The sequence below is a fragment of the Citrobacter freundii complex sp. 2025EL-00176 genome, from assembly GCF_053309355.1.
Genome location: NZ_JBRYHT010000022.1, coordinates 12396 through 32554 on the forward strand (window position 1 = coordinate 12396; position 20159 = coordinate 32554).

23 protein-coding genes and 1 tRNA gene are annotated in these 20159 nt (G+C 49.8%); 14 read left to right on the forward strand and 10 right to left on the reverse strand.

Translation table 11 applies throughout. The annotated features are described in order from the left end of the window. Nucleotides 1-8: 8 nt before the first annotated feature. Nucleotides 9-365 (forward strand): fumarate reductase subunit FrdD, encoded by a 357-nt coding sequence (frdD, locus tag ACVXHP_RS23360; protein ID WP_003025535.1) that lies wholly within the window; start codon nucleotides 9-11, stop codon nucleotides 363-365. Between the two features lie 41 nt (nucleotides 366-406). Here the strand turns inward: frdD and ampR are convergent, their stop codons facing one another. Continuing rightward, nucleotides 407-1282: a LysR family transcriptional regulator AmpR gene (gene ampR / locus ACVXHP_RS23365; RefSeq protein WP_447572265.1), complete on the reverse strand. Its 876-nt coding sequence runs from the start codon at nucleotides 1280-1282 to the stop codon at nucleotides 407-409. 131 nt (nucleotides 1283-1413) lie between these two features. Between ampR and blaCMY the strand changes: the two genes are divergently transcribed. Together blaCMY and ACVXHP_RS23375 are read left to right on the forward strand one after the other, a co-directional pair. Beyond that, nucleotides 1414-2559 (forward strand): CMY-2 family class C beta-lactamase, encoded by a 1146-nt coding sequence (gene blaCMY, locus ACVXHP_RS23370; protein ID WP_447572254.1) that lies wholly within the window; start codon nucleotides 1414-1416, stop codon nucleotides 2557-2559. A 94-nt stretch (nucleotides 2560-2653) separates the two neighbouring features. Further along, nucleotides 2654-3187, forward strand: coding sequence for a lipocalin family protein (locus ACVXHP_RS23375; protein ID WP_200008146.1), 534 nt, complete (start codon nucleotides 2654-2656; stop codon nucleotides 3185-3187). On the opposite strand, the gene sugE is transcribed toward ACVXHP_RS23375, so the two are convergent. Continuing rightward, nucleotides 3184-3501 carry a quaternary ammonium compound efflux SMR transporter SugE gene (gene sugE / locus ACVXHP_RS23380; RefSeq protein WP_016151397.1) on the reverse strand — a complete coding sequence of 106 codons (318 nt, stop codon included), beginning with the start codon at nucleotides 3499-3501 and terminating at the stop codon, nucleotides 3184-3186. The genes ACVXHP_RS23375 and sugE overlap by 4 nt on opposite strands. Before the next feature lie 256 nt (nucleotides 3502-3757). On the opposite strand from sugE, the gene ACVXHP_RS23385 reads away from it, so the two are divergent. Further along, a complete protein-coding gene (locus tag ACVXHP_RS23385; RefSeq protein ID WP_447572255.1) occupies nucleotides 3758-4357 on the forward strand; it encodes a LuxR C-terminal-related transcriptional regulator in 600 nt (199 codons plus the stop codon). A gap of 30 nt (nucleotides 4358-4387) precedes the next feature. On the opposite strand, the gene ecnB is transcribed toward ACVXHP_RS23385, so the two are convergent. The 3 genes from ecnB to efp all read right to left on the reverse strand — a co-directional run bounded on the left by ecnB (nucleotide 4388) and on the right by efp (nucleotide 5401). Then, complete coding sequence (gene ecnB, locus ACVXHP_RS23390; RefSeq protein WP_032940256.1) at nucleotides 4388-4534, reverse strand: lipoprotein toxin entericidin B; 147 nt, start codon at nucleotides 4532-4534, stop codon at nucleotides 4388-4390. 108 nt (nucleotides 4535-4642) lie between these two features. Next, nucleotides 4643-4777 carry a lipoprotein antitoxin entericidin A gene (gene ecnA, locus ACVXHP_RS23395; protein WP_016151394.1) on the reverse strand — a complete coding sequence of 45 codons (135 nt, stop codon included), beginning with the start codon at nucleotides 4775-4777 and terminating at the stop codon, nucleotides 4643-4645. A gap of 57 nt (nucleotides 4778-4834) precedes the next feature. Further along, nucleotides 4835-5401 (reverse strand): elongation factor P, encoded by a 567-nt coding sequence (gene efp, locus ACVXHP_RS23400; protein WP_042312845.1) that lies wholly within the window; start codon nucleotides 5399-5401, stop codon nucleotides 4835-4837. Between the two features lie 41 nt (nucleotides 5402-5442). Here efp and epmB point away from each other — a divergent pair, with 41 nt between their 5' ends. After that, nucleotides 5443-6471, forward strand: a complete 1029-nt coding sequence (gene epmB / locus ACVXHP_RS23405; protein WP_038636478.1) for an EF-P beta-lysylation protein EpmB — start codon at nucleotides 5443-5445, stop codon at nucleotides 6469-6471. 184 nt (nucleotides 6472-6655) lie between these two features. After that, nucleotides 6656-7519 (forward strand): YjeJ family protein, encoded by an 864-nt coding sequence (gene yjeJ / locus ACVXHP_RS23410; protein ID WP_447572256.1) that lies wholly within the window; start codon nucleotides 6656-6658, stop codon nucleotides 7517-7519. A gap of 87 nt (nucleotides 7520-7606) precedes the next feature. Here the strand turns inward: yjeJ and ACVXHP_RS23415 are convergent, their stop codons facing one another. The 3 genes from ACVXHP_RS23415 to ACVXHP_RS23425 all read right to left on the reverse strand — a co-directional run bounded on the left by ACVXHP_RS23415 (nucleotide 7607) and on the right by ACVXHP_RS23425 (nucleotide 10077). Continuing rightward, nucleotides 7607-7960 (reverse strand): DUF4156 domain-containing protein, encoded by a 354-nt coding sequence (locus ACVXHP_RS23415; RefSeq protein ID WP_042312852.1) that lies wholly within the window; start codon nucleotides 7958-7960, stop codon nucleotides 7607-7609. 133 nt (nucleotides 7961-8093) lie between these two features. Next, the gene (gene groL, locus ACVXHP_RS23420; protein WP_003025464.1) at nucleotides 8094-9740 is read right to left on the reverse strand and encodes a chaperonin GroEL; all 1647 of its coding nucleotides are present in this window, start codon (nucleotides 9738-9740) and stop codon (nucleotides 8094-8096) included. A 43-nt stretch (nucleotides 9741-9783) separates the two neighbouring features. Continuing rightward, nucleotides 9784-10077 carry a co-chaperone GroES gene (locus ACVXHP_RS23425; protein WP_000027827.1) on the reverse strand — a complete coding sequence of 98 codons (294 nt, stop codon included), beginning with the start codon at nucleotides 10075-10077 and terminating at the stop codon, nucleotides 9784-9786. 275 nt (nucleotides 10078-10352) lie between these two features. Between ACVXHP_RS23425 and yjeH the strand changes: the two genes are divergently transcribed. Continuing rightward, complete coding sequence (gene yjeH / locus ACVXHP_RS23430; protein ID WP_447572257.1) at nucleotides 10353-11618, forward strand: L-methionine/branched-chain amino acid transporter; 1266 nt, start codon at nucleotides 10353-10355, stop codon at nucleotides 11616-11618. A gap of 49 nt (nucleotides 11619-11667) precedes the next feature. Here the strand turns inward: yjeH and ACVXHP_RS23435 are convergent, their stop codons facing one another. Next, complete coding sequence (locus tag ACVXHP_RS23435; RefSeq protein ID WP_006686272.1) at nucleotides 11668-12144, reverse strand: FxsA family protein; 477 nt, start codon at nucleotides 12142-12144, stop codon at nucleotides 11668-11670. A gap of 337 nt (nucleotides 12145-12481) precedes the next feature. Here ACVXHP_RS23435 and aspA point away from each other — a divergent pair, with 337 nt between their 5' ends. The 5 genes from aspA (at nucleotide 12482) to ACVXHP_RS23460 (ending at nucleotide 18107) form a co-directional block, all read left to right on the forward strand. After that, nucleotides 12482-13918 carry an aspartate ammonia-lyase gene (gene aspA / locus ACVXHP_RS23440; protein ID WP_304702512.1) on the forward strand — a complete coding sequence of 479 codons (1437 nt, stop codon included), beginning with the start codon at nucleotides 12482-12484 and terminating at the stop codon, nucleotides 13916-13918. A gap of 114 nt (nucleotides 13919-14032) precedes the next feature. Continuing rightward, a complete protein-coding gene (dcuA, locus tag ACVXHP_RS23445; RefSeq protein ID WP_038636462.1) occupies nucleotides 14033-15334 on the forward strand; it encodes an anaerobic C4-dicarboxylate transporter DcuA in 1302 nt (433 codons plus the stop codon). 128 nt (nucleotides 15335-15462) lie between these two features. Beyond that, complete coding sequence (gene cutA / locus ACVXHP_RS23450) at nucleotides 15463-15810, forward strand: divalent cation tolerance protein CutA (RefSeq protein ID WP_003025447.1); 348 nt, start codon at nucleotides 15463-15465, stop codon at nucleotides 15808-15810. Continuing rightward, entirely contained in the window at nucleotides 15786-17495 is a 1710-nt protein-coding gene (locus ACVXHP_RS23455; protein ID WP_447572258.1) for a protein-disulfide reductase DsbD, read from the forward strand. Before cutA ends, ACVXHP_RS23455 begins: the two co-directional genes overlap by 25 nt. 36 nt (nucleotides 17496-17531) lie before the next feature. Next, nucleotides 17532-18107 carry a transcriptional regulator gene (locus ACVXHP_RS23460; RefSeq protein WP_447572259.1) on the forward strand — a complete coding sequence of 192 codons (576 nt, stop codon included), beginning with the start codon at nucleotides 17532-17534 and terminating at the stop codon, nucleotides 18105-18107. A gap of 35 nt (nucleotides 18108-18142) precedes the next feature. Here the strand turns inward: ACVXHP_RS23460 and ACVXHP_RS23465 are convergent, their stop codons facing one another. Next, nucleotides 18143-18334 carry a hypothetical protein gene (locus tag ACVXHP_RS23465; protein ID WP_447572260.1) on the reverse strand — a complete coding sequence of 64 codons (192 nt, stop codon included), beginning with the start codon at nucleotides 18332-18334 and terminating at the stop codon, nucleotides 18143-18145. A gap of 86 nt (nucleotides 18335-18420) precedes the next feature. Between ACVXHP_RS23465 and ACVXHP_RS23470 the strand changes: the two genes are divergently transcribed. After that, nucleotides 18421-18496 (forward strand) — tRNA-Phe (locus ACVXHP_RS23470). A gap of 988 nt (nucleotides 18497-19484) precedes the next feature. Further along, nucleotides 19485-20057: a cytochrome b/b6 domain-containing protein gene (locus tag ACVXHP_RS23475; RefSeq protein WP_001515348.1), complete on the forward strand. Its 573-nt coding sequence runs from the start codon at nucleotides 19485-19487 to the stop codon at nucleotides 20055-20057. The last annotated feature ends 102 nt before the right edge of the window (nucleotides 20058-20159 follow it).

Sequence of the window (20159 nt, forward strand, 5' to 3'; positions counted from 1 at the left end):
AGTCCGGAATGATTAATCCAAATCCAAAACGCTCTGACGAACCCGTATTCTGGGGCCTGTTTGGTGCAGGCGGTATGTGGAGCGCAATCATTGCGCCGGTAATGATTCTGCTGGTAGGCATTATGCTGCCGCTGGGCTTTGTTCCTGATGCCTTCAGCTATGAACGCGTCCTGGCATTCGCGCAGAGCTTTATCGGTCGCGCATTCCTGTTCCTGATGATTGTCCTGCCGCTGTGGTGCGGTTTACACCGTATGCACCACGCGATGCATGACCTGAAAATCCACGTGCCTGCTGGTAAATGGGTATTCTATGGACTGGCAGCTATCCTGACCGTTGTAACGGCCATTGGTATCCTGACCATCTAATCGCATGCGTTAACTATCAGGCCCGCCATTGGCGGGCCTTTTTATTGGTGCAATACCCCAGTCAACCAACGGGAAAACTCACGCATTGCAGATGTCTCCGGTCGGGATTGCAAACGCGTTATCCAATAGCTCCCCAGATCAATCTGCGTTAGAAACGGCTGAACGATACGTTCACTACCGAGCAAATGTGTGAACATTCTTACCGGGGCAATCGCCACCCCGATCCCCGCCAGCGCGGCCTCCAGCATTGTGACGGACGAATCAAACACCACCACGTTGTGCGTCGGTGACGGAGGCGCTTCTCCGGCGGCCTGCATCCAAAGCGTCCACTCATCTCGCCGATAAGATCGTAATAACGGGAATTTCAGGAGGTCGGCAGGTACCTTGATCTGTGCGGCTAATTCTGGCGAGCAAAGCGGGGACATCGGCGCGCTACACAAATATTGAGCATCGGTATCGTGCCAGGCACCTCCTCCGTAGCGAATGGTATAGTCCAGTCCCTCGGCGGCGGGATCCACGCGGTTATTGTGGGTGGAAATATGCAAATCAATATGCGGATAGCTACGCTTAAAGTCGCTGAGCAGAGGAAAAAGACAACCGATCGCAAAGGTCCCTACTACCCCAATTTTAAGTTTTTCCTGGGTTTGTTTAGTGGCAAAACGATCCAGCATCCCCGCCATACGATCGAAAGAATCATTAAGTACAGGTAACAGACTTTCCCCTTCTGTCGTCAGCATCAACCCACGAGAGCCACGCACAAAAAGCTGACAATTTAGCTGCTGTTCCAGCGCTTTGACATGCTGGCTGATGGCAGAATGCGTCACGTTGAGCTCAATCGCAGCGCGGGTAAAGCTAAGGTGTCTGGCCGCGGCTTCAAAAGCTCGCAGCGAGTTAAGGGGGATATAGCTACGCGTCATCATCTGGCCTGTTAGAAAAACTTATATCTGCTGCTAAATTTAACCGTTTGTCAACACACTGCAAATCAAACAAACTGATTGCGTCTGACGGGCCCGGACACCCTTTTGCTTTTTATTACGGAACTGATTTGATGATGAAAAAATCGTTATGCTGCGCGTTGCTGCTGACAGCCTCGGTCTCAACGTTTGCCGCCGAAAAAACAGAACAACAGATTGCCGATATCGTAAACCGCACCATCACACCGCTGATGCAAGAACAGGCTATTCCGGGTATGGCCGTGGCAATTATCTACCAGGGAAAACCTTATTACTTTACCTGGGGTAAAGCCGATATCGCCAAAAACCGTCCAGTCACCCAGCAAACGCTGTTTGAGCTCGGATCGGTAAGTAAGACGTTCAACGGTGTGCTGGGCGGTGATGCTATCGCCCGCGGTGAAATTAAGCTCAGCGATCCGGTCACCCAATACTGGCCCGAATTAACTGGCAAACAATGGCAGGGTGTCAGCCTGCTGCACCTGGCCACCTATACGGCGGGTGGTCTGCCGCTTCAGGTACCTGACGATGTTACAGATAAAGCGGCATTACTGCGCTTTTATCACAACTGGCAGCCGCAATGGGCCCCGGGCGCTAAACGTCTCTATGCTAACTCCAGTATTGGTCTGTTTGGCGCACTGGCGGTGAAACCTTCAGGAATGCGCTATGAAGAGGCGATGACCAAACGCGTCCTGCAACCATTAAAACTGGCGCATACCTGGATTACGGTTCCGCAGAGCGAACAAAAGGATTATGCCTGGGGCTATCGCGAAGGAAAGCCTGTGCATGTATCTCCGGGGCAGCTTGATGCCGAATCCTATGGGGTAAAATCCAGCCTTGTCGATATGACTCGCTGGGTTCAGGCCAACATGGACGCCAGCCAGGTACAAGAGAAAACGCTCCGACAGGGAATTGAAATTGCGCAGGCTCGTTACTGGCGTATTGGCGATATGTACCAGGGATTAGGCTGGGAGATGCTGAACTGGCCGGTGAATGCCGATTCGATAATCAACGGTAGCGACAGTAAAGTCGCGTTAGCGGCGCTTCCCGCCGTTGAGATTAATCCGCCAGCCCCTGCCGTGAAGGCCTCATGGGTGCATAAAACCGGCTCCACCGGCGGATTTGGTAGCTATGTTGCTTTCGTTCCAGAAAAAAATCTTGGCATTGTGATGCTGGCAAACAAAAGCTATCCAAATCCTGCCCGCGTCGATGCAGCCTGGTGCATTCTTGAAAAATTGCAATAACTGACGATGAGGTCCGCTATAGCGGACCTCGTTTCTTCCTCTTCTTTTTCCTGCTGTCATCTACACTTAACAAAAAAACAGCAAGGAAAATCTTATGCGCATTCTGCCCGTCGTTGCTGCAGTTACGGCTGCATTTCTGGTTGTCGCCTGCAGTTCCCCTACACCGCCAAAAGGCGTTACCGTTGTGAATAACTTTGACGCCAAACGCTATCTTGGTACCTGGTATGAAATTGCACGTTTAGACCATCGTTTCGAACGTGGACTGGAAAAAGTTACCGCAACCTACAGCTTGCGCGACGACGGCGGCCTCAATGTGATCAATAAAGGCTATAACCCGGACAGAGAGATGTGGCAAAAAACGGAGGGTAAAGCCTATTTCACCGGCGACCCAAATCGGGCTGCGCTCAAGGTGTCATTCTTCGGTCCCTTCTACGGTGGGTATAACGTGATTGCGCTCGATCGGGAATATCGCCACGCGCTGGTTTGCGGTCCGGATCGCGATTACCTGTGGATCCTTTCACGGACCCCCACCATTTCAGATGAAATGAAGCAGCAAATGTTGGCTATCGCGACCCGGGAAGGGTTTGACGTCAATAAACTGATTTGGGTGAAACAGCCTGGCGCTTAGTGAGTGCTAAGCTTCAGGCCAATAATGCCAGCCACAATCAGTCCCAGACTCAGCAAACGCGCCGGACTGGCAGATTCACCCAACAGCAGAATCCCGGTAATGGCCGCCCCGACGGCGCCAATACCAGTCCAGACGGCATAGGCAGTCCCAACGGGTAAGGTGCGCATCGCCCAGGAGAGCATGGCGATACTGACGATCATCGCGACGATGGTGATAATGCTTGGCGTCAGACGCGTAAAACCGTGGGTGTATTTCAGGCCAATCGCCCAAACAACTTCGAGCAAACCGGCAATTAATAAAACGATCCAGGACATATCAGGCTCCAGAACAATGGGGCCGTCCCCGGTGAAAGAAGCGTTTGCAGGTCGTCCTGCAAAGCTGGTGTGTGAAATGGCATTTTTGCCCGACAGAAAATGAATTTCAACCTTTTTATTCACCGTCCGTTAAAAGCAAGAATTAAGCATAATTAGCGGCGGAGTTCCCGCATTTGGCACTCATTGGAGTTCTCTATGATGAAGGGCTTTCTGAAATCAGAAAGTCGATTGCCCCTCTTTTGAATGCGAAAAGTTTATGCTTAAAATTTTAGTGATTGACCGATGCCACTTTACCCGCACAGGGATTGAGGCCTTGCTTAATCATTCTGACAGGTTCAACTCCTCATTTCTGGTATCAGGAATTAATAATCTTCTGTTGGCAAAAGAGCATATTTTGCAGTGGAAACCGCATCTGGTCATTGCGGATTTATACAGTTTTATTAGCGAGGCGCATTCCAGTCCACCAGTTAAGCCCTTTTTCATGAGCTGTGGCGTCATCCCTCTGATTTTACTGCAATCAGCGGATAGACAGCATGCGTCCATCCCGACTTCTCAAGCCATCGCCTACTCGGTATTAACCAAACACACCTCGCTAAACGCACTGACACACACGATTCAGGAGGCGCTACAAGATCGCCCCACATTAGCATTAGCCGAAAACGTGACGCCACTGCTTACGCCGCAGGAGGAGAAAGTATTGTCAATGTGGATGGATGGCGTGAGCAATAAGATGATAGCCGCTACGCTCAGCATTCATGGCAAAACGGTATATACCTATAAACGAAATATTCGTATGAAGCTTCATCTGGGGAACCGCTTCTCACCGTTCCTCTCACTCCCGCACAAGGAGAGTTAACGGTACGACCCGACGTCGTACCGTTGAGCGTTATTGCTGAGCTTTTGTCGCTGCACCAGAGATAGCGTTACCACCGTCAGAAATATCCTCCCCTACGCCTCGCGTGGTATTACACGCGGTTAATACGGAAGAAAGTACCAACACAGAAAAGATCGCAGCAATTGTCTTCTTAATCATAACGTCTTCCTTTTCTAGCCAATATTGTTTGTGTATAGCTACTTAATAATAGACAAGATCCGGAAGTGTGATGGATAAACAACCGTTTTTTCAGATTATGTGAGAAGTTTAACTGGCGGCGTGAGAGATTGAATTACCGAGATGTTTGATGTCTTCACCGAAGCCGCGCGCGGTATTACAGCCCGCCAGGAGAGTGCTGGTGAAAAGGATTAGCATTACAAGACTGAGAAGACGTTTCATCATTCCTGCCCTGGAAAAAGTATGGCGCAGCAACCTGCGCCACAAGATCAAATAAGTGTCTTATTTTACGCGGGAAACGTATTCGCCTGAGCGAGTATCCACTTTGATCACTTCGCCGATCTGTACGAACAGCGGAACTTTAACGACTGCGCCGGTAGACAGGGTAGCCGGTTTGCCGCCAGTACCCGCGGTATCGCCTTTCAGACCTGGGTCAGTATCAACGATTTCCAGCTCAACGAAGTTCGGCGGAGTCACGGAGATCGGCTGACCGTTCCACAGGGTCACGATGCATTCGGCCTGGTCCAGCAGCCATTTAGCGTTATCGCCTACCGCTTTCTCGTCTGCAGCCAGCTGTTCGAAAGTGGTGTTGTTCATGAAGTGCCAGAATTCACCGTCGCTATACAGGAAGGTCAGGTTCATGTCGGCTACATCTGCGCCTTCGGCAGAGTCGGTAGACTTGAAGGTTTTCTCTACACGAGTACCGGTCAGCAGGCGACGCAGCTTAACGCGCGCAAACGCCTGGCCTTTGCCTGGTTTAACGAATTCGCTGGCTTCAACCGCATAAGGTTCGCCGTCCAACATGATTTTAAGACCAGCACGAAAATCGTTGCTATAGTACGTTGCCATAAGGCCCTCTGAAAATTGTTAACTGGTAGCTAAGCCACAAAATGGCGCATATTGTAACCCTAAATACCCCATCCAGAGAAGATTGGTTATCGCAACTTGCCGATGTTGTGACCGATCCCGATGAACTTCTGCATCTTTTGAATATAGACGCAGATGAAAAACTGTTGGCCGGACGCGACGCGAGACGACTTTTCGCCCTGCGCGTGCCGCGCGCGTTTATTGCGCGCATGGAGAAAGGCAATCCTAACGATCCGCTTCTGCGTCAGGTACTTACCGCCGAGGAAGAGTTTGTTGCCGCACCCGGCTACTCGACCGATCCGCTGGAGGAACAACACAGTGTGGTTCCCGGCCTGCTGCATAAATATCGCAACCGGGCGCTGCTGCTGGTCAAAGGCGGCTGCGCGGTAAATTGTCGTTATTGCTTCCGCCGACACTTCCCGTACGCCGAAAATCAGGGTAACAAGCGCAACTGGCAGGTCGCTCTGGACTACATTACCGCCCATCCAGAACTCGATGAGGTAATCTTCTCCGGCGGCGATCCGTTGATGGCCAAGGATCACGAACTGGACTGGCTGCTCACGCAGCTGGAAACCATTCCACACATTAAACGTCTGCGTATTCACAGCCGTTTACCGATTGTGATCCCTGCGCGGATTACCGAAGGGCTGACCGAACGTTTTGCTCACTCTTCACTGCAAATTCTGCTGGTCAATCATATTAACCATGCCAATGAAGTTGATGAGACGTTTCGTCAGGCGATGCTCAGACTGCGCAAAGCAGGCGTTACGCTACTTAATCAAAGCGTATTGCTACGTGGTGTTAACGATAACGCCCAAACCCTGGCCGACCTTAGCAACGCATTGTTTGATGCGGGTGTTATGCCCTATTACCTGCATGTACTGGATAAAGTACAGGGTGCCGCCCACTTTATGGTCAGCGACGATGAAGCGCGTCAGATTGTGCGTGAACTTCTGACGCTGGTTTCCGGTTATATGGTCCCTAAACTGGCGCGAGAAATTGGCGGAGAACCCAGTAAAACACCGTTGGACCTGCAATTACGCCAGCAATAATTCTTAGTGAGTGTCCGATTATGGACACTCACTACCCATCCCGAGGATTTAATATCCGTGCAGGTGGAGTCGCACTTTTAATATGTGCTAATTTACCTAGCACTGTGCAACAACTCATTTGCAAAATTTATAAATTAATACAAATGTAGATTTCCAATAAATATATGGTTAGGGATAACCCTGAATGGTTATTAGTATTAAGGGTATTAATACCGGTGTTATTCGTCAGAAGAATGAATTTGTTGCTCTGGCACTCAAGATCAAAGAACCAAGAAATAAAGAGTCGCTGTTCTTTTTCTCACCGTTGGGGCTAAGAGATTTGCTTATCGCCCTGGAGAGCAGACTCCATACGAAGCAACAGCTTAGCGAAGAAGCGCGTTTGCAATATGAAAAAGAACGCGACAAAGCCAGTAAGAAGATGCACGAGAATATCCTGTTAATTCAGGAAGATGAGTTAAAAAATGCGGATATAAACCGTCGCATCAATTCGCTGATGTTAGTGGATGACAAAGGAGAGAGCTTAGCATTCTCTCTGACGCTGCATGACGGACAAACCCACGAATTACTGATTAATGAATTACAGATCCAGGTATTAGCCCATGTAATCATTCACGCAATAAATAATGCGGGCATGCAGGAATTAGCGCTAAGAATTACATCGCTGCTGGATTTCTTACCGCTGTACGATGTTGATTGCCAGCAAAACGACAATCTTGAATATGATTCATATACACAACCAGAATGGAAACATAACCTGTTTAACCATTACCTGGCGATTATCTACCGCTATAAGGATGAAAAGGGTAAAGCTCAATACTGTGGCTCAGTAGTGAAAACTCGCGCCCTTTCCGGCAGTAAAGAAGCTGAGGCCATTACTCGACGCCTTCTGGACTTCAGCCCACGACTGAAAAAACTTGCCGGTGTACCGTGCCAGGTTTTTGTCAGAACATTGACGGGTGATAAAACCCAAAAGCTCAATCAGGATCAGTGTTTGCGCGCGCTACATCATTTACGCGTTCAGTCTGCGCATAAAACTCAGAATGCCTGATGGCGCTGCGCTTATCAGGCCTACGTACACATGATCGTAGGCCGGATAAGACGCTTCAGCGTCGCCATCCGGCATCAACAGCGTTTATCAATTTGGGCACTTATAAACCTGACCATTCATCTCGCTGGCGGTAGGCACAAAGCTGGACAGCATTCCCTGTGATGGGCTGCTGACGCCATAAATCACGTTACCCCCCATTGCGGCGGCCTGGTTACGCAGATCGTTCGCTGCGCCACGCATAGAACCGCCTTCTTCGCCATGCTGACCAGAAAGCCAGTTGCTCTGCGTACCGGTTGCGGTGCCAATCAGCTGGCACTCTGCGCCTGGCTTGTCTTCGACAAAGCGTACGCTTTGTCCGGCTGAACTCAGTTCGTTGCTGGAGCTACAACCCGCCATCAGTAGCGCGGCACCAACGATCCCTGCTAAATATTTCACGTGCATGTCATTCCCCATAATCAATTTGTTGGACGTTATGTCCGTAGCTGAATCATATACTAAAAAGATGACCAAAAGAAAAACCCCCGGACAATTCTGCCCGGGGGTTTTCAATTCTGAGAGGTTCAGAACAACATGATTACATCATGCCGCCCATTCCACCCATACCGCCCATACCACCAGCAGCACCTAAGTCAGGCGCATCGCCTTTCGGCAGATCGGTAACCATGCACTCGGTGGTGATCATCAGACCCGCAACAGAAGCTGCGTACTGCAGAGCAGAACGCGTTACTTTGGTTGGGTCCAGGATACCCATGTCGATCATGTTGCCGTATTCTTCAGTTGCAGCGTTGTAACCGTAGTTACCGTCACCCGCTTTCACGGTGTTAGCCACTACAGACGGCTCTTCGCCGCAGTTCAGAACGATTTGACGCAGCGGGGATTCCATCGCGCGCAGCGCAACTTTGATACCTACGTTCTGGTCTTCGTTCTGACCTTTCAGGCCAGCAATTTTGGACGCTACGCGAATCAGCGCAACACCACCACCAGCAACCACGCCTTCTTCTACCGCAGCACGGGTGGCGTGCAGGGCATCTTCAACGCGGGCTTTCTTCTCTTTCATTTCAACTTCAGTCGCAGCACCAACTTTGATTACCGCAACGCCGCCTGCCAGTTTCGCTACGCGCTCCTGCAGTTTTTCACGGTCGTAGTCAGAAGTTGCTTCTTCGATCTGCTGACGAATCTGAGTTACGCGACCCTGGATTGCAGCTTCATCGCCCACGCCATCAATGATGGTGGTGGTGTCTTTGTTGATAACAACGCGTTTTGCCTGACCCAGATCTTCCAGAGTGGCTTTTTCCAGCTCCATACCGATCTCTTCAGAGATAACGGTACCACCGGTCAGGGTAGCGATATCCTGCAGCATCGCTTTACGACGATCGCCAAAGCCAGGTGCCTTAACAGCAGCCACTTTCACGATACCGCGCATGGTGTTAACAACCAGAGTTGCCAGCGCTTCGCCTTCAACATCTTCAGCGATGATTAGCAGCGGTTTGCCAGCTTTCGCGACAGCTTCCAGAACCGGCAGCATTTCGCGGATGTTGGAGATTTTCTTATCAGCCAGCAGGATGAACGGGCTTTCCAGTTCTACAGCACCAGTTTCCGGCTTGTTGATGAAGTAAGGAGACAGGTAGCCACGGTCGAACTGCATACCTTCAACCACGTCCAGTTCGTCCTGCAGACCGGTACCGTCTTCAACGGTGATCACGCCTTCTTTACCGACTTTATCCATCGCTTCAGCGATCAGTTTACCTACGGTTTCGTCGGAGTTAGCGGAGATGGTACCAACCTGAGCAATAGCTTTAGAGTCAGAGCACGGTACGGACAGTGCTTTCAGTTCTTCAACGGCAGCAGCGACAGCTTTGTCGATACCACGTTTCAGATCCATCGGGTTCATACCCGCAGCAACAGCTTTCAGACCTTCAGTGATGATGGACTGAGCCAGTACGGTTGCGGTAGTGGTACCGTCGCCTGCAGCGTCGTTCGCTTTAGAGGCAACTTCTTTCACCATCTGCGCACCCATGTTTTCGAACTTGTCTTCCAGTTCGATTTCACGTGCTACGGAAACACCATCTTTAGTGATGGTCGGTGCACCGAAAGATTTATCCAGAACTACGTTACGGCCTTTTGGACCGAGGGTAACTTTCACTGCATCTGCCAGTACGTTTACGCCGCGCAGCATTTTCACACGAGCGTCGTTACCGAATTTTACGTCTTTAGCTGCCATTTTCTCTTTCCCTTAAATTCGTATGTTCAGTGTCGTTCGCGGATTAGGCTTCAACAATTGCCAGGATGTCGCTTTCAGACATGATCAACACTTCTTCATTGTCGATCTTCTCAGATTTAACACCATAGCCATCGTTGAAAATAACGATATCGCCGACTTTTACGTCCAGCGGCTGTACGGTACCGTTGTCCAGGATGCGACCCTTACCGACAGCGATGATTTCGCCACGAGTTGATTTACCTGCTGCAGAACCGGTCAGTACGATGCCGCCAGCAGATTTGGATTCAACTTCTTTACGTTTGACGATCACACGATCATGTAACGGACGAATACTCATTGATAGCTCTCCTTTGAGAAAGTCTTTATCAGTTATGGGTGACGCCGGCCCGTAAACGGTTTCCCGGCTAGTGACCAGAGAGATGGGGATGGGCTTTTGTGCCTTCAAGGGGGCAAGCGAAAAAAATTTTTTATCAGCAGAAAATCCCGTCAAAACACCGACGCACCTCACATTCCATAACGATTTCAGTCACGTCGTCATAAGCAAATCCGATTGTGATACCATCAAAAATCTGCGCTGTAGCCCGGTCAATGGGCATAACCGGATAACAACTTATGAGCGGACTGAAACAAGAGCTGGGACTGGCTCAGGGCGTTGGCCTGTTGTCGACATCATTATTAGGTACAGGCGTTTTTGCCGTCCCCGCGCTGGCTGCGCTGGTTGCTGGCAACAACAGTCTGTGGGCCTGGCCGGTGCTGATTGTTTTAGTCTTTCCCGTGGCGATTGTCTTTGCCGTGCTCGGCCGCCACTTCCCCAGCGCGGGCGGCGTGGCGCATTTTGTCGGTATGGCCTTTGGCTCGCGCCTGGAGCGCGTCACCGGATGGCTGTTTTTGTCAGTAATCCCCGTGGGCTTGCCTGCGGCATTACATATTGCCGCTGGATTCGGCCAAGCGATGTTTGGCTGGCATGACGGGCAGCTTCTGCTGGCAGAACTCGGTACGCTGGCGTTGGTCTGGTACATAGGCTCCCGCGGCGCCAGCTCCAGCGCTAACCTGCAAACGGTCATTGCCGGACTGATCGTTGCCCTCATTGTCGCCATCTGGTGGGTGGGCGATCTAAAACCCAGTGAAATCCCTTTCCCTGCGGTTAGCGAAATTGAGCTTCCCGGGCTGTTCGCCGCCCTGTCAGTGATGTTCTGGTGCTTTGTCGGCCTTGAAGCATTTGCCCACCTGGCCTCTGAATTTAAAAATCCGGAGCGAGACTTTCCGCGCGCGCTGATGATCGGTCTGCTGCTGGCAGGTTCTGTCTACTGGGCATGCACCGTCGTCGTCCTTCATTTTGGCGCTTACGGCGAGCAGATGGCAGCGGCAGCATCACTGCCAGAAATTGTTGTACAGCTGTTTGGCGTACAGGCACTGTGGGTCGCCTGCATTATTGGTTATCTGGCCTGCTTTGCCAGTCTCAACATTTATATTCAGAGTTTTGCCCGGCTGGTCTGGTCGCAAGCGCAATATAAGCCGGAGAGTTCTCTGGCGCGTCTGTCTCCTCGTCACCTTCCGCGCAATGCGCTGAACGCCGTATTAGGTTGCTGCGTGGTCAGTACCTTGTGCATCTATATGCTGCAAATCAATCTCGATGCGTTAATCGTCTACGCCAACGGCATCTTTATTATGATTTATCTGCTGTGCATGCTGGCGGGGTGTCGATTACTGAAAGGGCATTATCGCGTATTAGCGATCGTTGGCGGTTTGCTATGTCTGCTATTGCTGGCGATGGTCGGCTGGAAGAGCCTGTATGCGCTGATTATGCTGGCAGCGCTGTGGCTGTTTTTACCCCGCAGGCCGGATAAGTCGACGGTGACGCCATCATCGGGCGTGTGAACACGTTTGCCGGATGGCGCTAACGCTTATCCGGCCGACATACTGATGCTTAATCCCGACGATCGTCTTTATGTTCAATACTGTCACGATGCTCGTCTTTGCGCTGAAACTCACCGTCAAAGGTCTCACCGCCACCCGTTCCGGCGCTAAAACCACCGCCAGGCATACGTGAAAAACGCAAATGCGGCAGCAGTTTCATCGTCAGATGCTTCTGCACCGGAGGTAATAAAAGAAGAAGACCAAGGAAATCGGTGAAGAAACCGGGCAACACCAACAGCAAACCAGCAATAATCAGCGAAACGCTCTTGATCATTTCTGCAGCCGGGCTTTCACCTGCCGCCATTTTTTGTTGCATCAGTAAAAAGTTCTTAAATCCCTGATTACGAACCAGAGACATACCGATAACCGACGTAAAAATAACCAAAATCAGGGTCATCAGGACGCCTAACACATGGGCAACCTGAATAAAAATAGATATCTCTATGTAAACATAGAGAAAAATGGCAAGTAATGGTATCCAGCGCAAGGGGATCTCCTGTCAATAACAGTCGTTTTTTTCAACGCCTGTTCAAAAATTATGTGACTCGCATCAATCAGATATTGAGGTGGTTAGCAAAATTTCAAGCCGCTTGTACACTAATATTTAGTGTTAATCCTAAAGGGGTGATCTATTTCACAGAATAATAAATAAGGGGTAAATTCCACGTTTTAAGTGATCCAGATTACGGTAGAAATCCTGAACCAGCATATGATCTCGGGTATCAGACCGATGCAGGGGATAATCGTCGGTCGAGAAACAATCGAAATCACATATATCCTGTGTGTTTAGTCAAATCATTGGCAGCTTGAAAAAGAAGGTTCACATGTTAAACAACATTCGTATCGAAGAAGACTTGTTGGGTACCAGGGAAGTTCCAGCGGACGCTTACTATGGTGTTCACACTCTGAGAGCGATTGAAAACTTCTACATTAGCAACAACAAAATCAGCGACATTCCTGAATTTGTTCGCGGCATGGTAATGGTGAAAAAGGCAGCGGCTATGGCCAACAAAGAGCTGCAAACCATTCCTAAGAGTGTGGCAAATGCCATCATCGCGGCGTGTGATGAAGTCCTGAATAACGGAAAATGCATGGATCAGTTCCCGGTAGACGTTTACCAGGGTGGTGCGGGTACCTCCGTCAACATGAACACCAACGAAGTGCTGGCCAATATCGGTCTGGAACTGATGGGTCACCAGAAAGGTGAATATCAGTACCTGAACCCGAACGACCACGTTAACAAATGTCAGTCCACCAACGACGCTTACCCAACCGGTTTCCGTATTGCTGTATACGCATCCATCATCAAACTGATTGATGCACTGAACCAGCTGCGTGAAGGCTTCGAGAAAAAAGCCGACGAATTCCAGGACATCCTGAAAATGGGTCGTACCCAGTTGCAGGATGCTGTACCGATGACCCTCGGTCAGGAATTCCGTGCTTTCAGCGTCCTGCTGAAAGAAGAAGTGAAAAACATTGGGCGTACCGCTGAACTGCTGCTGGAAGTTAACCTCGGCGCAACGGCAATCGGTACGGGTCTGAACACACCGAAAGAATACTCTCCGCTGGCAGTGAAAAAACTGGCTGAAGTTACCGGTTTTGCCTGCGTTCCTGCAGAAGACCTGATTGAAGCAACTTCTGACTGCGGCGCATACGTTATGGTGCACGGCGCACTGAAACGTCTGGCTGTGAAGATGTCCAAAATCTGTAATGACCTGCGTTTGCTCTCCTCTGGTCCACGTGCCGGCCTGAACGAGATCAACCTGCCGGAACTGCAGGCTGGCTCTTCCATCATGCCAGCAAAAGTGAACCCGGTTGTTCCTGAAGTCGTAAACCAGGTGTGCTTTAAAGTCATCGGTAACGACATCACTGTCACCATGGCGTCTGAAGCAGGTCAGCTGCAGCTGAACGTTATGGAGCCAGTAATCGGTCAGGCAATGTTCGAATCCATTCACATTCTGAGCAACGCTTGCTACAACCTGCTGGAAAAATGCGTTAGCGGCATTACTGCTAACAAAGAAGTGTGCGAAGCATTCGTTTATAACTCTATCGGTATCGTTACTTACCTTAACCCGTTCATCGGCCACCACAACGGCGACATCGTTGGTAAAATTTGTGCCGAAACTGGTAAGAGCGTACGTGAAGTTGTCCTGGAGCGCGGCCTGTTGACCGAAGCCGAGCTGGACGATATCTTCTCTGCACAGAACCTGATGCACCCGGCTTATAAAGCAAAACGTTATACTGATGAAAGCGAACAGTAATCGTGTAGGGTAGTACCAGAGAAGGCACGTCAGATGACGTGCCTTTTTTCTTGCACGAAGTTACTTAAAAACAACAATTTAATATCAACTTGTTAAACAACAAGGAAGGCTAATATGATAGTTTTAGAACTTATCATCGTTTTGCTGGCAATCTTTTTAGGTGCCAGACTTGGGGGTATCGGTATTGGATTTGCAGGTGGGCTGGGTGTCCTGGTTCTCGCCGCTATCGGCGTAAAACCCGGTAATATCCCGTTCGATGTCATTTCCATTATCATGGCGGTTATCGCTGCCATCTCAGCTATGCAGATTGCAGGTGGCCTGGACTATCTGGTTCATCAAACTGAAAAACTGCTGCGTAAGAACCCGAAATACATCACGATCCTTGCACCCATCGTGACCTATTTCCTGACCATCTTTGCAGGTACGGGTAACATCTCTCTGGCAACGCTGCCGGTTATCGCTGAAGTTGCGAAGGAACAAGGGATCAAACCTTGCCGTCCGCTCTCAACTGCGGTGGTTTCTGCTCAGATTGCGATCACAGCATCACCAATCTCTGCAGCCGTGGTTTACATGTCTTCCGTAATGGAAGGTCATGGCATCAGCTATATTCACCTGCTGTCCGTGGTTATTCCGTCCACCCTGCTGGCCGTTCTGGTAATGTCCTTCCTGGTGACTATGCTGTTCAACTCCAAACTGTCTGACGATCCGATTTATCGTAAACGTCTGGAAGAAGGTTTGGTTGAACTGCGTGGTGAAAGACAAGTTGAAATCAAAGCAGGCGCAAAAACCTCCGTTTGGCTGTTCCTGCTGGGCGTAATTTGCGTTGTTGTCTATGCGATCGTCAACAGCCCAAGCCTGGGTCTGGTCGCGAAACCGCTGATGAACACCACCAACGCTATCCTGATCATCATGCTGAGCATCGCGACGCTGACCACCATCATCTGCCGCGTTGAAACTGACTCCATCCTGAACTCCAGCACCTTCAAAGCCGGTATGAGCGCCTGTATTTGTATCCTGGGCGTTGCATGGTTGGGTGATACCTTCGTATCTCACAACATTGACTGGATCAAAGATACTGCAGGTAGCGTAATTCAGGGTCATCCGTGGCTGCTGGCCGTCATCTTCTTCTTTGCTTCTGCGCTGCTGTACTCTCAGGCAGCAACCGCTAAAGCACTGATGCCGATGGCTCTGGCGCTGAACGTTTCCCCGCTGACCGCTGTGGCCTCTTTCGCAGCTGTTTCTGGCCTGTTCATTCTGCCAACCTACCCAACTCTGGTTGCGGCGGTTCAGATGGATGACACCGGTACAACCCGTATCGGTAAATTCGTCTTTAACCATCCGTTCTTCATCCCGGGTACTCTGGGTGTGGTTCTGGCTGTCTGCTTCGGCTTCTTGCTGGGCAGCTTCATGCTGTAAGTTTTTTCTGCAGGGTGCCCGTGCGCCCTGCAGTTCCTCCTCCTCACCCCGCTTTAGCTAACATCCTTCCCTCGTCCGTTGTATAGTGACCACTCTTTAGCTGGTTACTCTGTTCTTTCGAGGTGTTTATGCTTGATGTAAAGAGTCAGGATATTTCCATCCCCGATACCGTTGTGGTGCTCTGTACCGCGCCGGATGAAGCAACCGCCCAGGATCTGGCTGCAAAGGTGCTGGCGGAAAAGCTGGCAGCCTGCGTGACGCTTCTGCCCGGTGCAACCTCCCTCTATTACTGGGAAGGTAAACTGGAGCAGGAATATGAAGTCCAGATGATTTTAAAAACCACCGTCACGCACCAGCAAGCCCTTCTCGATTGCCTGAAGTCACATCACCCGTACCAAACACCTGAACTTCTGGTTTTACCCGTCACTCACGGAGACTTTGATTACCGCTCATGGCTCAACGCATCCTTACGCTGATCCTGCTGCTGTGCAGCACATCTACCTTTGCCGGATTATTTGACGCGCCTGGCCGCTCGCAGTTTGTACCTGCCGATCGGGCGTTTGTTTTTGATTTTCAGCAAAACCAACACGACCTGAACCTCTCATGGCAGGTAAAAGCTGGCTACTATCTCTATCGCAAACAGATAAGCATTACGCCATCTCAGGCCGATATTGCCGAGATAAAACTGCCGCCAGGCGTCTGGCATGAAGATGAGTTTTACGGCAAAAGTGAGATTTACCGTAAACAGTTGAATATTCCAGTCACGGTTAATCAGGCCGCATCTGGCGCAACATTAACCGTCACTTATCAAGGGTGTGCCGACGCCGGTTTTTGCTATCCGCCGGAAACTAAAACAGTGCCCTTAAGTGAAGTGTCAGTTGCTGTCGGGGGGGCTCCGGCTACCGCACCTGTCACTGCGGCCCCGGAAGAGAAACCACAGCCCGCAGCCCAACTCCCCTTTTCCGCGCTGTGGGCATTGCTAATCGGCATTGGCATCGCTTTCACGCCCTGCGTACTGCCGATGTATCCGCTGATTTCCGGCATCGTGCTGGGCGGCAAGCAACGCTTATCAACCGGGCGGGCGCTGCTGCTGACGTTTATCTACGTTCAGGGAATGGCTCTCACCTATACTGCGCTGGGTCTGGTTGTTGCTGCCGCCGGATTACAGTTTCAGGCGGCGTTACAGCATCCTTATGTTCTGATCGGTCTTGCCGTCATCTTTACGCTGCTGGCCCTGTCTATGTTTGGCCTGTTCACGCTGCAACTCCCTTCTTCATTGCAAACGCGCCTCACGCTGCTGAGTAACCGCCAGCAGGGCGGCTCTCCCGGTAGCGTCTTTGCGATGGGGGCGATTGCGGGTCTCATCTGTTCACCTTGCACAACAGCCCCGCTAAGCGCGATTTTGCTGTATATCGCTCAGAGCGGAAATATGTGGCTGGGAGGCGGTACGTTGTATCTGTACGCGCTGGGGATGGGCTTACCGCTGATGTTGATTACCGTCTTTGGTAACCGCCTGCTGCCTAAGAGCGGTCCATGGATGGAACAGGTTAAAACCGCTTTCGGCTTTGTCATTCTGGCGCTTCCCGTCTTCTTGCTTGAACGCATCATTGGCGACGAATGGGGCATGCGCCTGTGGTCACTGTTGGGCGTCGCGTTCTTTAGCTGGGCATTCATCACCAGTCTGCAGGCAAAGCACGCCTGGATGCGCATCGTGCAGATTGTCCTGTTAGCCGCAGCGCTTGTCAGTGTACGTCCATTGCAGGACTGGGCGTTTGGCACGCCGCATGCTCAAACCCAGGCACACCTTAACTTTACGCCGGTGGCCTCGGTGGAGGCGTTAAATCAGGCGCTGGCGCAATCTAAAGGCAGGCCCGTCATGTTGGATCTGTATGCCGACTGGTGCGTGGCCTGTAAGGAGTTTGAGAAGTATACCTTCAGCGATCCGCAGGTTCAGCAAGCGCTAGGCGACACGGTGCTTTTACAGGCGGATGTGACGGCAAACAATGCCCAGGATGTCGCTCTCCTGAAACACCTACAGGTTTTAGGTTTGCCAACCATCCTGTTTTTTGATGCCGAGGGTCAAGAGCACCCGGAGGCGCGGGTAACGGGTTTTATGGATGCAGCGACCTTCAGCGCACATTTGCGCGATCGTCAACCGTGAGCGACACTTGCAAAAGGAAATACGGAGGAGAATACCGTGCAACGTGAAGATGTCCTGGGAGAAGCCCTGAAATTACTTGAGGTGCAAGGGATAGCCAATACCACGCTGGAAATGGTGGCCGAACGTATCGATTATCCGCTGGATGAACTACAGCGCTTCTGGCCAGATAAAGAGGCCATCCTGTATGATGCGTTACGTTACCTCAGCCAGCGGGTGGATATCTGGCGGCGTCAGCTTTTACTGGATGATACCCTGAGCGCTGAACAGAAATTACTGGCACGCTACAGCGCGTTGTCCGAATGCGTGAGTAATAATCGCTATCCCGGCTGCCTGTTTATTGCCGCCTGCACGTTTTATCCCGATCCTGGACATCCAATCCACCAGTTAGCCGACCAACAAAAAAAAGCGGCGCATGACTTCACTCATGAGCTACTGACTACGCTGGAAGTTGACGACCCGGCCATGGTAGCCAAACAGATGGAGCTGGTGCTGGAGGGATGTCTGAGCCGCATGCTGGTGAATCGTAGCCATGCTGATGTCGAAACGGCACACCGCCTGGCGGAAGATATTCTGCGCTTTGCTCAGTGCCGTATGGGTGGTGCGCTAACCTAAGCGAACAGCCCCGTCCAGGCCGAAGTGAGTAAGCATCACGCCATCAGTCGCTGAAAACGCACCATCGCCACGGTGGTGCGAAATAATCTGTTAACCGCCCAGGTCAGCATTTGATTAAAATGCAGCGAATCACTCGTTTGCCATACTGCCCTCTTCTTGTACTCAGCATGACCTGTCGACATCATGGCGGTCTGGAAGATTTGTGCAAACTTCAGACATAAAGGCACAGATTGCCGCAATATTAAGCGGTTGAACCGCTTTTCCTGAAATTTGATTGACTGGCAGGCGCGAATACGGTTTAATGCGCCCCGTTGCCCGGATAGCTCAGTCGGTAGAGCAGGGGATTGAAAATCCCCGTGTCCTTGGTTCGATTCCGAGTCCGGGCACCAATATTCATAAGGCCTCGCTGCAAAGCGGGGCTTTTTCCTTTCTTAGCTACGGTAGATTTCTGGTCGTTGCAACACGTTATTTGTTTGCTGGATTTCTCGCCATTTTCGCAGATGTTCGTTACTTTTAGACACCTCAACACCCTCTGATGTGCCTCTTCCTTACCTCACTGCTACGGTCTTTCTACGGTCCTCTACGGTTCCTTTCTCTAAGATTATTCATAATGAAGCAGAGAATACGGGGGGAAATGGGGGATTCCATAATTTACTTTATTTAACAACAAATTACCTAACCCTACCCCGGGGGAAGACCGGGGAGACTCCTCGTCAGGCAAGGGGAAAAACTCAGCGTCATCAACTCCCCTTGTCAGTCGGGTGTTTCCACCATCTACTCCACCTGTAATATTCCTGTTTTTCCTCTTATGATTCTTCGCATCAGCACAACCCCCCGTTTTCCACATCATAACAGGATGATTTATCAGCATAATGGTAATGGGGTTGAACATATTGGACTGCTAAATCTGAATGTCCGCTCTGAGCGAGAAGCGGACATTGCAGACTGCCCAGTAGAAAAAGTGCTATCAGAATTATCTAAAGGAAGATCGTATTTACCATGTCTCATTCTAACTGTTTAATAAATTACAAAAATTAAAATTTCCATTTAATATCATCGCGTTAAGCAAGAGAATTAAACCTCTCATTTAATTTATGATTCTTATTTAATTCATGAGTTGGTGTAAAAATAGGTTGCCGCACTATAGAAAGACACATATTTAAACCCAGCAGGAAATCATATTTGAAAGTAATGTGTTTAAGGGGCTGCGTAACAAGAACAGCAAGTAAACACATAGTAATAACAGTTACCATTCCCATTTCGCAAGTGGCCATATCAGAGGTGAACTAATGCCTGCTGCAATTTTAAGAATTAAGGTTATCCTAATAATTCTTTTGTATGATTAAGATCATCGATAAATTTACTAAGGACTCATTAATGAAATTGCGACTCTGGAATCTATTACCCCATGATTACGCTCCTTTTTTTCGTATTCTTCACATCATTGTGGCATTTCTAATATTATCACAAATTATTAACTCTAATCTGACAGAGACCGAAGCAATTGGTGAACATAGTCTTGAAGGAGTTATAACCTGGATGCACATTATTTCAGGGTTAGGACTGATTATTTGTGGTTTTATTATGTTAAGTTGGATGCTTACTCAAAGAGGTTTTACTTATTATTTTTCATGGGTAGGGCTTGACTTTAGTGGTATTAAGCAAGATATAAAAACGTTGACTAGTTTCCGACTGCCCGATGCACATTCGGGAGGTATTGCCAGTACAATCCAAGGATTTGGAGTTCTAGCATTGCTAATTGTAGCACTTTCAGGTGGCCTATGGTTCTTGTTGAATACCATGCAGTCAAATCTGGCTGAAACAGTAATCCACTGGCATAAGTTCTTTACTACTTTCATTGAGGTCTATTTTTATGCACATGGTGCAATGGGAGTTTTGCATATTTTAATTGAAAAATATAAAAGCCGCTCAGTTAACCTAAGTGACTAATCTGTTGTGAGATAATATTACTTCAAGTTGAAGAAAACCCTAAAAATAAAATTTAGTTTACTAGAAGATGAAACAGCACTTGCAGAGACTTTTTAATTAAAT

Coding starts and splice junctions, on each gene's coding strand:
- frdD (WP_003025535.1), top strand. CDS start 9: ATGATTAATCCAAATCCAAAACGCTCTGACGAACCCGTATTCTGGGGC.
- ampR (WP_447572265.1), bottom strand. CDS start 1,282: ATGACGCGTAGCTATATCCCCCTTAACTCGCTGCGAGCTTTTGAAGCC.
- blaCMY (WP_447572254.1), top strand. CDS start 1,414: ATGATGAAAAAATCGTTATGCTGCGCGTTGCTGCTGACAGCCTCGGTC.
- ACVXHP_RS23375 (WP_200008146.1), top strand. CDS start 2,654: ATGCGCATTCTGCCCGTCGTTGCTGCAGTTACGGCTGCATTTCTGGTT.
- sugE (WP_016151397.1), bottom strand. CDS start 3,501: ATGTCCTGGATCGTTTTATTAATTGCCGGTTTGCTCGAAGTTGTTTGG.
- ACVXHP_RS23385 (WP_447572255.1), top strand. CDS start 3,758: ATGCTTAAAATTTTAGTGATTGACCGATGCCACTTTACCCGCACAGGG.
- ecnB (WP_032940256.1), bottom strand. CDS start 4,534: ATGATTAAGAAGACAATTGCTGCGATCTTTTCTGTGTTGGTACTTTCT.
- ecnA (WP_016151394.1), bottom strand. CDS start 4,777: ATGATGAAACGTCTTCTCAGTCTTGTAATGCTAATCCTTTTCACCAGC.
- efp (WP_042312845.1), bottom strand. CDS start 5,401: ATGGCAACGTACTATAGCAACGATTTTCGTGCTGGTCTTAAAATCATG.
- epmB (WP_038636478.1), top strand. CDS start 5,443: ATGGCGCATATTGTAACCCTAAATACCCCATCCAGAGAAGATTGGTTA.
- yjeJ (WP_447572256.1), top strand. CDS start 6,656: ATGGTTATTAGTATTAAGGGTATTAATACCGGTGTTATTCGTCAGAAG.
- ACVXHP_RS23415 (WP_042312852.1), bottom strand. CDS start 7,960: ATGCACGTGAAATATTTAGCAGGGATCGTTGGTGCCGCGCTACTGATG.
- groL (WP_003025464.1), bottom strand. CDS start 9,740: ATGGCAGCTAAAGACGTAAAATTCGGTAACGACGCTCGTGTGAAAATG.
- ACVXHP_RS23425 (WP_000027827.1), bottom strand. CDS start 10,077: ATGAGTATTCGTCCGTTACATGATCGTGTGATCGTCAAACGTAAAGAA.
- yjeH (WP_447572257.1), top strand. CDS start 10,353: ATGAGCGGACTGAAACAAGAGCTGGGACTGGCTCAGGGCGTTGGCCTG.
- aspA (WP_304702512.1), top strand. CDS start 12,482: ATGTTAAACAACATTCGTATCGAAGAAGACTTGTTGGGTACCAGGGAA.
- dcuA (WP_038636462.1), top strand. CDS start 14,033: ATGATAGTTTTAGAACTTATCATCGTTTTGCTGGCAATCTTTTTAGGT.
- cutA (WP_003025447.1), top strand. CDS start 15,463: ATGCTTGATGTAAAGAGTCAGGATATTTCCATCCCCGATACCGTTGTG.
- ACVXHP_RS23455 (WP_447572258.1), top strand. CDS start 15,786: ATGGCTCAACGCATCCTTACGCTGATCCTGCTGCTGTGCAGCACATCT.
- ACVXHP_RS23475 (WP_001515348.1), top strand. CDS start 19,485: ATGAAATTGCGACTCTGGAATCTATTACCCCATGATTACGCTCCTTTT.